Source organism: Vibrio sp. 11986-1-5 (assembly GCF_963878025.1).
Lineage (GTDB): Bacteria > Pseudomonadota > Gammaproteobacteria > Enterobacterales > Vibrionaceae > Vibrio > Vibrio injensis.
The window spans coordinates 81,109-94,107 of sequence record NZ_CAWNVW010000002.1 but is presented as its reverse complement, the minus strand read 5'-3'; the positions used below and the strand labels follow the sequence as shown (position 1 = coordinate 94,107).

At 43.8% G+C, this 12,999-nt stretch carries 12 protein-coding genes; all 12 read left to right on the top strand.

Annotated features, from left to right (window positions below; translation table 11 throughout):
* The first annotated feature begins 136 nt into the window (after window positions 1–136).
* The 12 genes from AACS00_RS01045 to rng all read left to right on the top strand — a co-directional run bounded on the left by AACS00_RS01045 (window position 137) and on the right by rng (window position 12,993).
* Window positions 137–739, top strand: coding sequence for a prepilin-type N-terminal cleavage/methylation domain-containing protein (locus AACS00_RS01045; protein WP_072669073.1), 603 nt, complete (start codon window positions 137–139; stop codon window positions 737–739).
* A gap of 47 nt (window positions 740–786) precedes the next feature.
* Window positions 787–1,257: a type II secretion system protein gene (locus AACS00_RS01040; RefSeq protein ID WP_072669049.1), complete on the top strand. Its 471-nt coding sequence runs from the start codon at window positions 787–789 to the stop codon at window positions 1,255–1,257.
* Between the two features lie 117 nt (window positions 1,258–1,374).
* Complete coding sequence (locus AACS00_RS01035) at window positions 1,375–1,857, top strand: pilus assembly FimT family protein (RefSeq protein WP_110168204.1); 483 nt, start codon at window positions 1,375–1,377, stop codon at window positions 1,855–1,857.
* Window positions 1,847–2,422 (top strand): prepilin-type N-terminal cleavage/methylation domain-containing protein, encoded by a 576-nt coding sequence (locus AACS00_RS01030; RefSeq protein ID WP_110168203.1) that lies wholly within the window; start codon window positions 1,847–1,849, stop codon window positions 2,420–2,422. Before AACS00_RS01035 ends, AACS00_RS01030 begins: the two co-directional genes overlap by 11 nt.
* Window positions 2,422–3,201 carry a type II secretion system protein gene (locus AACS00_RS01025; RefSeq protein ID WP_110168202.1) on the top strand — a complete coding sequence of 260 codons (780 nt, stop codon included), beginning with the start codon at window positions 2,422–2,424 and terminating at the stop codon, window positions 3,199–3,201. The genes AACS00_RS01030 and AACS00_RS01025 overlap by 1 nt, the downstream gene beginning before the upstream one ends.
* Window positions 3,176–3,634, top strand: a complete 459-nt coding sequence (locus AACS00_RS01020) for an MSHA biogenesis protein MshP (protein WP_110168210.1) — start codon at window positions 3,176–3,178, stop codon at window positions 3,632–3,634. Before AACS00_RS01025 ends, AACS00_RS01020 begins: the two co-directional genes overlap by 26 nt.
* A 565-nt stretch (window positions 3,635–4,199) precedes the next feature.
* The gene (locus AACS00_RS01015) at window positions 4,200–8,192 is read left to right on the top strand and encodes a DUF6701 domain-containing protein (protein ID WP_339373273.1); all 3,993 of its coding nucleotides are present in this window, start codon (window positions 4,200–4,202) and stop codon (window positions 8,190–8,192) included.
* A 159-nt stretch (window positions 8,193–8,351) separates the two neighbouring features.
* The gene (locus tag AACS00_RS01010) at window positions 8,352–9,395 is read left to right on the top strand and encodes a rod shape-determining protein (RefSeq protein ID WP_072669044.1); all 1,044 of its coding nucleotides are present in this window, start codon (window positions 8,352–8,354) and stop codon (window positions 9,393–9,395) included.
* Window positions 9,396–9,572: 177 nt separating this feature from the next.
* Window positions 9,573–10,463 carry a rod shape-determining protein MreC gene (gene mreC, locus AACS00_RS01005; protein WP_110168201.1) on the top strand — a complete coding sequence of 297 codons (891 nt, stop codon included), beginning with the start codon at window positions 9,573–9,575 and terminating at the stop codon, window positions 10,461–10,463.
* Window positions 10,450–10,938, top strand: coding sequence for a rod shape-determining protein MreD (mreD, locus tag AACS00_RS01000; protein WP_072669042.1), 489 nt, complete (start codon window positions 10,450–10,452; stop codon window positions 10,936–10,938). Before mreC ends, mreD begins: the two co-directional genes overlap by 14 nt.
* A complete protein-coding gene (locus AACS00_RS00995) occupies window positions 10,935–11,501 on the top strand; it encodes a Maf family protein (RefSeq protein WP_110168200.1) in 567 nt (188 codons plus the stop codon). The genes mreD and AACS00_RS00995 overlap by 4 nt, the downstream gene beginning before the upstream one ends.
* A 22-nt stretch (window positions 11,502–11,523) precedes the next feature.
* Window positions 11,524–12,993 carry a ribonuclease G gene (gene rng, locus AACS00_RS00990; protein WP_072669040.1) on the top strand — a complete coding sequence of 490 codons (1,470 nt, stop codon included), beginning with the start codon at window positions 11,524–11,526 and terminating at the stop codon, window positions 12,991–12,993.
* Window positions 12,994–12,999 lie beyond the last annotated feature (6 nt).

Below are 12,999 nucleotides of genomic sequence, written 5' to 3'. Positions count from 1 at the left end.
TATTATTAGTCTTATTTTTAAGACGATGTAAAAATTTATCTACTGAGCACAGTTTATTACTGTATTTCATTCTATAATCATTAGCATAGATAAAGTATCACAGAGGTTATGGATGCAGATTGCAACCTTCACGGTGATGCCTAACGTGGCTCATCAGCATCGTATAACGCGACCGTCAGAGCAGGGGTTCTCTCTCGTCGAATTAGTGATCGTGATTGTAATTATTGGCCTATTAGCCGTCGCGGCATTACCGAAATTTCTTGATGTCACTGATGAAGCGAAAAAAGCCAGTATTGAAGGTGTTGCCGGTGGCTTTGCGACTGGGGTGTTATCTGCCAGAGCGCAATGGGAAGCGAAATCGCGACCGAGTGTCGCCTCCGGTGAGCAAAATCAAAACCGTATTGATTACGATGGCGTGCAGTTTTGGCTCACGCGTGCCCAAGACAGCAGCGGTAATGCAACGGGTTTTCGAGATGGCTATCCCATCGCGGTCAATAATAACGGCAGCTTTCCTTCTGGCTTAACCGATCAAATCTGTGTCGATTTGATGGAAAATTTATTACAAAACCCACCGCCCGTGGCCAGCGCATCTCAGGCGGGGGAAAGTAATAATTTGCGTTATCTAGCGCGAGCGAATAGTGCAGAGTGGCAGTGTGTTTATGTCCAGCAAGAGGGAAAAACCGCACACCAATTTGTGTATGAAATTACTACCGGACGAGTGACGGTGACCTTAAATTAACCCGATCATAATTTGTTAATTAAATGCAGAATAGAGAGAGAGTCATAATGAAAAAACAAGGCGGTTTTACCCTAATTGAATTGGTGGTGGTGATCGTAATTTTGGGGATCTTAGCCGTCACTGCAGCCCCACGGTTTTTAAACTTACAAGGTGATGCGCGTGACGCTTCACTGCAAGGTCTAAAAGGCGCAATGCAAGGGGCGGCAGGGATAGTTTATGGTCGTGCTGCTATATCTGGTAATGAAGCTAGTGCTTCTGGAGCCGTAACTATTGATGGAGTCTCTGGAGCCGTGAGTTTAGTATGGGGTTATCCCGCAGCCAGCGAAACTGGTATTGGTCGAGTAGTTACAGGTTTAGAAAGTGATTGGAAGGTAGTATCGGGTTCAGATACTACAAACTCGATTGCTTATACATTCAAATCTGGTGTAAATGATGCTGCTAAATGTTTTGTAAGATATGACGTGACCCCAGCAGTATCTTTTTCTGAGCCAACCATTACAGTTGTAACCTGTAAATAAAAATTGATTACCTTAGCCATTAAGCAGTGAAAATAAGTTGCTTAATGGCTATTAATTTATAACTGATTAATAAATCGATTTTATCATCCATGATATTCCCACTTCGGTGAGACAACGATGCGCAAATCCCTTCGTCGAACATTGGGCTTTACCTTAGTCGAGCTGATCGTGGTTATTCTCTTGCTCGGTATTCTGTCTGCCTATGCGGCGAGCCGCTATTCGGGTACCAGCTCGGTCGCTGCGCTCACCACTCAACAAGAAATTCTTGCTTCACTGCGTTTAACCCAAAACCGCGCCATGCAGCGCACGGGTTATTGTAACCGCTGGTTAGTCACCGCTAATCAAGCTGGTCAAATATCACCACAGGCTGTAGCTGGAAGTTGCAGCAGCATCTTTGCTGCTGTTGATAACGACATTTCTCGGGTTGAGGCGCCAAGTGGTGTAACGTTAAGCCTTTCTACACCTAACGGTTATCTTGATTTTGACTCTCTAGGCCACGCGGCTCAATGCAGCGCTTCACCCTGTACCGTAATGATTTCCAGTGCAAGCGATCAGCGCCAAGTATGCATTAATACTGAGGGTTATATCTATGCCTGTTAAGTTAATTAACCGAACGCGCGGTTTTACCCTGGTGGAAATGATCATTGTCATCACCATCACCGCGATTGCGATTACTGGCTTGGCGGCGGCCCTTTACCCGCGTTCGCAGCAGAGCGCCGAGCAGGTGATTGCGGTCAAAGCCGCTGAGCTGGGCAGAGCAGTATTAGATGAAATTTTAGGTCGTCAGTTTGATCACAATTCAGGCCCTAATGGCGGCTTGCCAGAGTGCGTATTAGTTGCGACTACTGGCCGCACGCTGTGCACAGTTCCTACCTCATTTGGGCCTGACACTACGGCTGAACAAAGCGACCGAACGCTGTATAACGATGTGGATGATTTTATCATCACTACACCAAGACCGATTCAAGATGTGCTTGGTCAAACTCTTGATACTAGTTATCGCAATTTTAATGTCACCATTAATGTCTTTTACGAACAGGATAATAGTGGTCAGTTTACTGGCGTTAATGCTAATCAGCGCACTCATTATAAACGCATCGAGGTGGTGATTATTGATTCACAAGGCAATCGCTACCCGTTTGCCGCCATTAAGGGGAACTACTGATGGCGCGTGGTTTTACCTTAATGGAAATGGTGATTGCGATTATTTTACTCGGCATTGTTGGCTTGTTTTTGGGCAATGTCGCTGGTCAAGCAATGGGTATTGCATCGACCAGCTCGTCTCGTGAAGCGTTAATTCAGCAAGGGCGATTTATTACAGAGCGGTTGAGTCGCGAACTGCGTGAAGCAGTACCAAATAGTGTCATCGTCGAGAATAACTGTGTTGAGTTTTTACCGATCATTAATAGCGGCATTTATAGCCAACTGGCCAGTAACACTGACCAGCTGAAATTTTTGCCTCTCAAAAAACAGAACCTGCTACAAGGTGATCGACTGGTGGTGTTTCCAACTCAAGCGCAGCCGCTACGCCAGTCGCTAAGCGATTCTGCTACGCCAAGGCAAGTCGCTCAGTTAAAGAGTAACGTATCAATCGCTAATGAAAATAGAGAGGAAATTGAGGTGGAATTAACTCGTGAAACCTTATTCCCTCTACAATCGCCAGCAAGGCGGGTGTATCTGTATCGTGATCCGGTGGCCTATTGTTACATCAGTAGTGAACAACGAATCTATCGCTATCAAGGTTATCCATTAACTCGCAGTCAATTAGCGCCAGCTCAATTAGGCTCTGGCGTCTTGATGGCTGAGAATATTAGCAGGGCTAACTTTGTCGTTGATGTGGCTAGTTTACAACGTAATGGCCTAATTAAAATTGAGTTAACCTTTGCTGATCGCGGTGAAGAGGTGAGGTTTGATCATGATGCGCTTATCTACAACACGCCGTAGCCAGCAAGGCAGCGGCTTGGTGATCGTTATTTTTATTATCGTCGTGGTGGGGTTTGTCGCCGCGGTCGCTAATCGTAATCAGCAACGTAATAGTCAGCAGTTGGTCTCTATGGTGATGGGTACTCGCACCGAAATGGCCGCCCGTTCGGCGGCAGAAATCGCCATTAGCCGCTATTATCAAGATAATGCACAAAGTAGCTGCCGCGTGGCTGAATCACAAGCTCAGCTTTCAACACCGGATTATTCCCCTATTGCACGTAATATTGAATTTCAGGGTGATGGCTTAGCGCAATGTACGGCGCAAATCAGCTGTGAATATATCGGTGTATTAGATAATCAGCAAACGGTACTGCAAATTACCAGCGACGGACAATGCAGCAGTGGCGGCTGGTCATGGCAACGGACAATTCAAGTGGGGGTGAGGGGTGAATAAATTATTAGGTCTACTTCTACTAATGTTGGTTGTTTTGTTATCACCTTTTAAGGTTGCTGCTCAGCAATATAATTTATCGAATGGGCAGTATCCACCATGTAATAATAACTGGCAGGTATCAGGTAATACATATACCTGTACAGGAGGGAATGGTCGAGTAACATTAAATGATGGTGATATAATTATTTCTGATCAACCATCAATAATTTTTGCTGAGGCTGGTTTTTCTTTGAATAATAATGTTGTAGGAATGAGTTCTACTAAAATTAACCTTGAGTCTAATCATGGGGAAATTAATATTTATTCTGGTCAGAGTGTTATTTATGGGAATTTTCAGGGTAATAGCACTAATGTTAATGGTGTTAATGTAAGTATTTATGGTGACGTAATAACTGGAGGTGTTATTAATTTATCTCAGGCCGAGGTTTTCGGTAGTGTTACATCAAATAATAATACTATAAACCTATCTTATGTAAATATAACAGGTAATATAACTGCAAACTCAGGAAATATAAATATATCAGACTCTTCGATTGCTGGTTCAATATCCACCTTGAGTAATAGTGTGACTCTTATCAATACTAATGCCCAAGGAAATATTCAGGCACATTCGGGTCTAACTATCACTGGAGGGACTTATAGCGGTAACATTCAATTAACTTCAGCTAACCCTGTGGTATTCAACTCTGTTAATATGGTGTCTGGGCAAGTCGCTGGTTCAAGTGTATTTACATCAAATAATAGCCAACTAGGCACTCCTAATTCACCTGTCAATATCAATACCAGTGCTAATGAAATAAATCTAAATAATACAACTGGTTATGGGGATTTTGTTGCACCATCTTATAGCCGGGTGAATATATCAAATAGTTATATTGTCGGACAGTGCTTACCTATTTCAAACCCAGCTAATGCTTGCCACCCTAGACCTGCTGCTAAATACCATTTTGATGAGTCTACTTGGACTGGTAATGCTAATGAAGTAAGAAATTCATTTGGTGATTTTTTACATGGTAGAGCTTTTAATGGATCTACAACAGGGAGATTATTACCAGCGATACCAAATGATGCTAACAACTATGGAAGCTGTGCTTATGGCATATTTAATAAGTCTAATAACCAGTATGTAGAAGTTCCTGATTCATCCTATTTAGATTTTGAAGATGCTGTCACTGTATCTGCATGGATATATCCAAAAAGTTACCCAAGTGGTTCTGGTTTAATGAGTATTGTGTCAAAAGATGGAAATTATGAATTTCATTTAGATAGTTCAGGCCGAGTGCATTGGTATTGGGAAAGAGTAATAGGTGGTAGTAGAACATTAACTTCAAACGTATCTATACCTTTAAATCAATGGTCGCATATTACTATTCGTTATGATAAGAATCGGAGCAATCAGCGGCAATCGATTTTTATTAATGGTCAATTAAATATCTCATCTAATCACAATGAAAGTTTGCTAACCAATACTCGTCCATTACAAATAGCTCAAGATCAAAATACTTCAGGCCGTGCTTTTGATGGTTATATTGATGAAGTAACTATATATGGTCAAGGACTGCTCGATGAGCAAGTATGGGCTGAGTATCAGTCTCGTCATTTGTGTGAAGGGGATGTGGGGCTACAATGTTTTTCTGATGATTTTGAAAATCAGCCTTTAAGCGATCAGTGGCGGGTCTTCCGCAGTAGTGGGGCGTTTACGCCCTCAAAAGTCATCGTGAACGGTAATAACCGCTTACGATTAACCCAAGCGGTGCAAAATCAAGCGACGGCTTCAACCTTTCAACGAATTTTTCCAGCGGCAAATAATCGTGTTGAAGTGGAGTTTGATTATTTTGCTTATGGTGGGACAGGAGCCGATGGTGTAGCGATCGTCTTTTCTGATGCTACAGTAACACCCCAAGTCGGCGCTTTTGGTGGGCCTTTAGGATACGGCTATAAAGTTGCCGAACAGCAGCCAGGGTTTGCAGGAGGCTGGTTAGGCATTGGCTTAGATGAGTATGGTAATTATTCTGTAGAAGGGGGCGGTAATAGTGTCAATAGTAGAAGGCGTCAAGCGGTTGTATTAAGAGGTTCTGGGGCGGGATATTCAGGCTATAACTATTTAGCTGGAACTTGTAATAACGGTTCAACCAATATCAATAGCGATTGTTTAAGTCCCAAAGTTGATAATACGAATGGTAATCCTCAACACCGTTATCGTATCGTAATCGATTCAACTCAACCCTCAACGTCATTTGTGACCGTTAGCCGTAAGGTCGGGACCAGTAGCTGGGTAGACTTAATTGGTCCTATTAATGTGATGTCTTTGTCAGGACAAGAAAATGTACCCAATGAACTTTTTATGTCGATTACCGGATCAACTGGCTCGGTCACGAATAATCATGAGATTGATAATTTTGAAGTTTGTGCTCTAAACTCTCGCCCTGTTGGTCAACAGATTGATCATTTTCGGATGGATTTACCAATTCAAGGATTAACTTGCAAGGCATCAGAAGTAACGGTTACCGCTTGTGCTAATAGTAACTGTAGTGAAAAATTTACCGATCCTGTGACCGCTTTTTTAACTCCAAACTCAGCGCCTAGTGCTTCTGGTGGTTGGCTTAATGGTCCAAGTCTTGCGTTAACTAATGGTGTTGGTATTTCTCAGTTAAGAAAAAATAGCATCAGTTCAACAAATCGGGTCAATGTTGGTATCTCTGGTTCCAATCCTACGGCAATCGCATTTAATCCAACGCTCTGTCGTCGTGGTGGTGGTGTTTATTCATCAACGGCCTGCTATGTTGATTTTGTGGATAGTGGATTTGAGATACAGGTGCCTCATGCTTATGCCAATCAATTAGTTACTGGAACTATCACTGCATTAAGTAAAGGAGATAATCCTGAACAATGTGTCCCCAATTTTGCCGGTGTAAATAAAGATGTTTCATTGTGGAGTGAATATCTTATCCCTTCGGGAGGACAAGGGTTTTCAGCAATGAATGTTGTCGTGGATGGTTCAGCCATTAGCAATAATAGCGCAGCCCCAAGTCATCGTAGCCTGTATTTTGATCAAAATGGTCAAGCGGAATTTGAACTTACCTATCGCGAAGCGGGAAGCTTAGCTTTGCACGCCCGTTTTAATGGCAGTGGCGATGAGCAAGACTTGCAATTGACTGGACAAGCGAATTTTATTCGGGTGCCGCGTGCATTAGTGCTTAGTACTAATCACTCGTACAACTCTGCTCATCCCGATGGCAAGTGCTCTGTTGCTGACTTAAGCTGTTTGGTTTTTGCAAGAGCAGGGGAAGGATTTAATCTTAATATCAAAGCGGTAGCGGCTGAACCGAATGAAGATAATGACTTTACCAATAACTTGGGAGTCATTAATTATCAGCAACCGTCGATTATTCTCAATCATACGCTCGTTCAACCTTCCAATGGTCATAAGGGGTCGATAGGCACACTCAATTACCATCACGAATTGGGCAGTTCTACTACGGTCCAGCAGAGTGTGAGCGAAGTCGGAGTGTTTGATTTTTCATTAGAGCCACCTACTTCTTATCTTGGCCTCAATTTAATTGAAGCTGGTTTGCCGATCGCTGTTGCTTCCACAGGGCCGATAGGCCGCTTTATCCCGGCTTATTTTGACGTCTCACCGATGACGGTCTCATTAGCCGCAGCTTGCAACAGCGATGAAAAGGCTTTTACCTATCTAGGTCAGCCGTTTGCTTATGCCAACAATCCTGGTCTCTATTTACAGCCTAAATCGGGTAGTGGTTCTGATACGCTTAATTATTTAATTGGCGATTGGTGGCGTTATAACAACCAATGGTTGGAGAGAGCTTATCATGATCTTGTTGATGACCTCACGATTGTTTTCACTAACCAAGTGGACGAGCCGGTGACGCGTCAAGCCGCATCAACCAGTGGTGTAATACTCAATGGAGAGCAGCTTAGTTATCAAAAACCTATAGAGCCGATTGTTCCGTTCAATGCAGACTTTAACTTACACTTGTCAAGCAATGACCTAACAGATAGTGATGATGTCTGTTATCGAACGTCTTACTCAGGGCCTTGCTTAGATTATACCTTTGAAAATATCGACCAAACCATGCCACTGTATTGCGGACGTTTAACCATTGAAGATGTTGATGGTCCTGAAACACAAGGCTTACAGCAAAAAATACTCAGTGAGTATTATACCTCAGCCGGATTTGTGACCAACACTCATGATAGCTGTACTGAGTTACCTCCGCTAAGCGTTTTTGAGTTTGAATCGGACGATTTTAGTGTTAACCAAAGTGGGCCAATACCTCCTCCCATTACTGTAACCATGCTGCCAGATACAAGCCCATTTACTTTAGACCAAGGGGTGAGAAGTTTAAACTATACCGCGCCGGGGGTAGGCAATCGCGGTGTAATAAAAGCGTTACTCGATTTAGAACAGCATGGACTACCTTGGTTACGCCGTTATAATCCTCAAAATGGAACTTGGGACGATAGTGTTGCTGGGCAGGCTCAGTTTGGAATCTATAGTGGCAGTAACCGAGTGATTTGGTGGCGTGAGTCAAATTAAGTCACTTATTGTGGGTTAATTTAACCGTTAAGTTAGGGAATCGTCAGAAATTATGGGTTTTCCTTCATGTTTATGGATCAACGCCTTGCTGTGACTGCAAGGCGTTGGTACATTTAGTGCAATTTTATTTTTATTCACCTCGCAGGACGAACGAAGATTATGTTTAAGAAACTTCGTGGCATGTTTTCCAATGACCTATCAATAGATTTAGGTACTGCCAACACACTTATTTATGTAAAAGGACAAGGGATTGTTCTTGATGAGCCTTCTGTAGTTGCTATTCGCCAAGACAAAGGTCGTGGTGGAAAAACAGTTGCTGCCGTAGGGCATGCAGCGAAACAAATGCTTGGCCGTACGCCGGGTAATATTTCTGCTATTCGCCCAATGAAAGATGGCGTTATTGCTGATTTCTATGTTACTGAGAAAATGCTGCAGCATTTTATTCGTCAAGTGCATGACAACAGTGTATTAAAACCAAGCCCACGCGTGTTAGTGTGCGTGCCTTGTGGTTCGACTCAAGTTGAGCGCCGCGCAATTCGTGAATCAGCGCTTGGCGCTGGTGCGCGTGAAGTGTATTTGATTGATGAGCCGATGGCGGCCGCGATTGGCGCCGGTTTGCGCGTTTCTGAGCCAACGGGCTCGATGGTGATCGATATCGGTGGTGGTACTACCGAAGTGGCCGTTATCTCACTGAACGGCGTTGTTTATTCTTCTTCCGTGCGTATTGGTGGTGACCGTTTTGATGAAGCGATCATTAACTATGTGCGTCGTAATTATGGCAGCTTGATTGGTGAGGCAACCGCAGAGAAGATCAAACATGAGATTGGCTCTGCTTACCCAGGCGATCAAGTGCTTGAAATTGAAGTCCGTGGTCGAAACTTAGCGGAAGGGGTTCCTCGCAGTTTTACTCTTAATTCCAATGAAATTCTGGAAGCGCTGCAAGAGCCGTTAAGCGGAATTGTTTCTGCGGTGATGGTGGCTTTAGAGCAGTGTCCGCCAGAGCTCGCTTCAGATATCTCTGAAAATGGCATGGTATTGACAGGGGGGGGAGCATTACTGAAAGAACTCGACCGTTTGTTAACCGAAGAAACAGGGATTCCAGTAGTGATTGCCGATGACCCGTTAACCTGTGTTGCCCGCGGCGGCGGTAAAGCACTAGAAATGATTGATATGCACGGCGGCGATCTGTTCAGTGACGAGTAATGGTGAATAATGCCCTACCTGCTTGCAGCGTGAGTGGAATTGACTAAGTTAGCAAACCCCAACACACAGTGTTTCGCTAGGTGTTGGGGTTTGTCTACCCGTGTTGTTACTGCAACGCCAAGTTGTTTGGGTACAGGTATCGCCTGATACCTGAATCAAAATTTGGGATTATTTAACATGAAGCCAATATTCGGTCGAGGACCCTCTTTACAGCAACGTCTCTTTTTTGCCGTGATCGCTTCAGCCAGCTTAATGTTGGCTGACAGTCGTTTAGATGCCTTCTCTCAGGTCCGTTTTCTCTTAAACAGTGCTGTGGCTCCTATTCAATACGCTGCCGATTTACCACGCAGTATGTTTGATGGCTTTTATGATCGGTTCAGCTCTCGCCAGCAATTGATGGAGAGCAATCATGGTTTGAAACGTGAGGTATTAATCCTTAAAAGTGACCTCATTTTATTGGATCAATATCGTGAAGAGAATCAACGTCTACGCAAATTGCTTGGATCGTCGTTTGTCCGTGATGAGAAAAAAGTGGTTGCCGAAGTGATGGGAGTGGACACATCACCTTATCGTCATCAAGTGGTGATCGATAAAGGTCGGGTGGATGGTGTTTATGAGGGGCAACCCGTCATTAATGAAAAAGGGATTGTCGGTCAGGTGACGTTTGTTGCAGCACATAATAGCCGAGTCCTATTATTGATTGATTCTAATAGCGCTATACCAGTGCAGAATATCCGTAACGATATTCGTGTTATCGCTTCCGGTAATGGGCAAACCGATGAAATTCAACTTGAGCATATCGCTACCAGCACTGACATGAATGTAGGAGATATGTTAGTGACCTCTGGATTGGGAGGCATTTATCCAGAAGGCTATCCAGTCGCTTACATTGCTGAAGTGGATAAAGATACTCGACGGGAATTTGCGGTGATCAAAGCCACTCCGGTAGTCGATTTTACTCGTTTACGTTACTTATTGTTGATTTGGCCGAACGAAGATAGACAGCAAAAGGTACTACAGGCCATGCCTCAACATATGCTAAAGGAGGCTCGAGATGGATCGCAATGATTGGTCAAGCCGCTTGGTGATTTGGGGATCATTTTTATTAGCGCTGATTGTACAAACTATTCCTTGGCCGGGGACATTAGACCTACTACGTCCTTCTTGGTTGCTGTTAGTGATCTGTTATTGGGTAATGGCCTTACCTCATCGAGTCAATGTTGGTACTGCATTTACGATGGGCTTGTTGTGGGATCTTTTACTCGGTTCCACGCTGGGTATCCGTGGCATGATGATGTCTATCGTGATTTACCTTGTCGCTGTTAACTTTTTGTTGCTACGTAATATGGCACTCTGGCAGCAAGCGATTGTGATTGCTTTATTAGCCATGGGATTAGAGGTACTGATTTTTTGTGGTGAGTTTTTAATACAAGATGTCACCTTTAACCCTTTGTCACTCTGGAGTGGCGTGATTAGCTGTATACTTTGGCCATGGATGTTTTTATTACTGCGTCGCGTTCGTCGCCATTGGAATATAAAATGAACCATAAAAAATTACTGCTCGCCTCCGGCTCTCCGAGGCGACGTGAGCTATTGGCTCAGTTGGGATACGATTTTGATATTGTCGTTCCTAATGTGCAAGAACAGCGTCAAGTCACTGAATCAGCTCAAGACTATGTTTTACGCCTTTCACAAGATAAAGCGCGAGCTGGATTGGCGATGACAGAGTCCGACGCCGTTGTACTCGGATCGGATACGATCGTTGTCTTGGATGAACAAGTGCTGGAAAAGCCGCAAGATTTTGCTGATGCTCGACGAATGTTGTTACAGCTCTCTAATACTAACCATCAAGTGATGACCGCGGTCACCGTCGTCGATGCCGAGCGCCACCACTCTCTATTAGTCACCACTGATGTGTGGTTTAAAGCATTATCTGAACGAGAAATTGAGCATTATTGGCAAACGGGTGAACCTTGCGATAAAGCGGGCAGTTATGCCATTCAAGGATTAGGGGGACGCTTTGTCACTCGAATAGAAGGCAGTTATTACGCTGTGGTCGGCTTGCCTCTTTATGAAACGGACCAGCTCTTGCACGAATTTTTATAACTTACATCATTGAGGTGCGCTCATGAGTGCGGAGTTGTTGTTAAACGTTACCCCAAGTGAAACTCGGGTGGCGATGATTGAAGGTGGAGTGCTGCAAGAGATCCACATAGAACGTGAAGCTAAACGCGGTATTGTCGGGAATATTTATAAAGGCAAAGTCAGTCGTGTCTTACCCGGTATGCAGGCGGCGTTTGTTGATATTGGTTTAGATAAAGCGGCATTTTTGCATGCTTCTGATATTGTTCCTCACACTGAATGTGTTGCTGAGAATGAAAAGCAACAGTTCAAGGTGCGCGATATTTCTGAGCTCGTGCGCCAAGGGCAAGATATTGTGGTGCAAGTGGTCAAAGACCCATTAGGCACCAAAGGCGCGCGCTTGACCACGGATATTACGCTTCCTTCACGTTATTTAGTGTATATGCCGGGTGCCATTCATGTCGGTGTTTCGCAACGAATTGAAAGTGAACGAGAGCGAAATCGTTTAAAAAGTGTTGTTGGTCAATATTGCGATGAACACGGTGGTTTTATTATTCGCACCGCAGCCGAAGGTGCGAATGAAAAAGAGTTAGCGCAAGATGCCGCGTTTTTAAAGCGGTTATGGACTAAAATCATGGAGCGACGTGCGAAATACAAAACCCGCACCACGTTGTATGGTGAACTAGGCCTAGCGCAGCGAATTTTACGTGATTTTGTTGGTACCGATTTAACTAAAATCTTGGTCGATTCGCGAACTGAATTCGATAATCTACTTGAATTTACCTCTGAATATGTGCCTGAACTGACTGATAAATTAAGTTTGTATGAAGGCGATAAACCGATTTTTGATATGTATGACACCGAGAATGAGATTCAGCGCTCGTTAGAACGAAAAGTTGAATTGAAATCCGGTGGTTACCTGATCATTGATCAAACAGAAGCAATGACGACCGTTGATATTAATACCGGAGCTTTTGTTGGGCGTCGAAACCTAGAAGAAACGATTTTTAATACCAATGTTGAAGCCACTCAAGCCATTGCTCGTCAGCTTCGACTGCGTAATCTTGGTGGGATCATCATCATTGATTTTATCGATATGATTTCAGATGACCACCGTAAGCGTGTATTGGCTTCTCTTGAAGCGGCGTTAAGCAAAGATCGAGTGAAAACCAATATTAACGGGTTTACTCAATTAGGCTTAGTGGAAATGACCCGTAAACGAACTCGCGAAAGTATTGAACATGTTCTGTGTTCGACTTGTCCAACTTGTGAAGGACGTGGCAGCGTAAAAACCGTTGAGACGGTCTGTTTTGAAATTTTACGTGAAATTACTCGAGTGAATCGTGCTTATGACGCCGATAAGTTTGTCGTTTATGCCTCACCAGCAGTAGCGGATACTTTACAAGGCGAAGAGTCTCACTCACTCGCTGAATTAGAAGTGTTTATCGGTAAGCAAGTCCGTATTCAAGCGGAACCTTTGTATGTACAAGAGCAATTTGATGTTGTCATGATGTAAGTAGGA

Coding starts and splice junctions, on each gene's coding strand:
- AACS00_RS01045 (WP_072669073.1), top strand. CDS start 137: ATGCCTAACGTGGCTCATCAGCATCGTATAACGCGACCGTCAGAGCAG.
- AACS00_RS01040 (WP_072669049.1), top strand. CDS start 787: ATGAAAAAACAAGGCGGTTTTACCCTAATTGAATTGGTGGTGGTGATC.
- AACS00_RS01035 (WP_110168204.1), top strand. CDS start 1,375: ATGCGCAAATCCCTTCGTCGAACATTGGGCTTTACCTTAGTCGAGCTG.
- AACS00_RS01030 (WP_110168203.1), top strand. CDS start 1,847: ATGCCTGTTAAGTTAATTAACCGAACGCGCGGTTTTACCCTGGTGGAA.
- AACS00_RS01025 (WP_110168202.1), top strand. CDS start 2,422: ATGGCGCGTGGTTTTACCTTAATGGAAATGGTGATTGCGATTATTTTA.
- AACS00_RS01020 (WP_110168210.1), top strand. CDS start 3,176: ATGCGCTTATCTACAACACGCCGTAGCCAGCAAGGCAGCGGCTTGGTG.
- AACS00_RS01010 (WP_072669044.1), top strand. CDS start 8,352: ATGTTTAAGAAACTTCGTGGCATGTTTTCCAATGACCTATCAATAGAT.
- mreC (WP_110168201.1), top strand. CDS start 9,573: ATGAAGCCAATATTCGGTCGAGGACCCTCTTTACAGCAACGTCTCTTT.
- mreD (WP_072669042.1), top strand. CDS start 10,450: ATGGATCGCAATGATTGGTCAAGCCGCTTGGTGATTTGGGGATCATTT.
- AACS00_RS00995 (WP_110168200.1), top strand. CDS start 10,935: ATGAACCATAAAAAATTACTGCTCGCCTCCGGCTCTCCGAGGCGACGT.
- rng (WP_072669040.1), top strand. CDS start 11,524: ATGAGTGCGGAGTTGTTGTTAAACGTTACCCCAAGTGAAACTCGGGTG.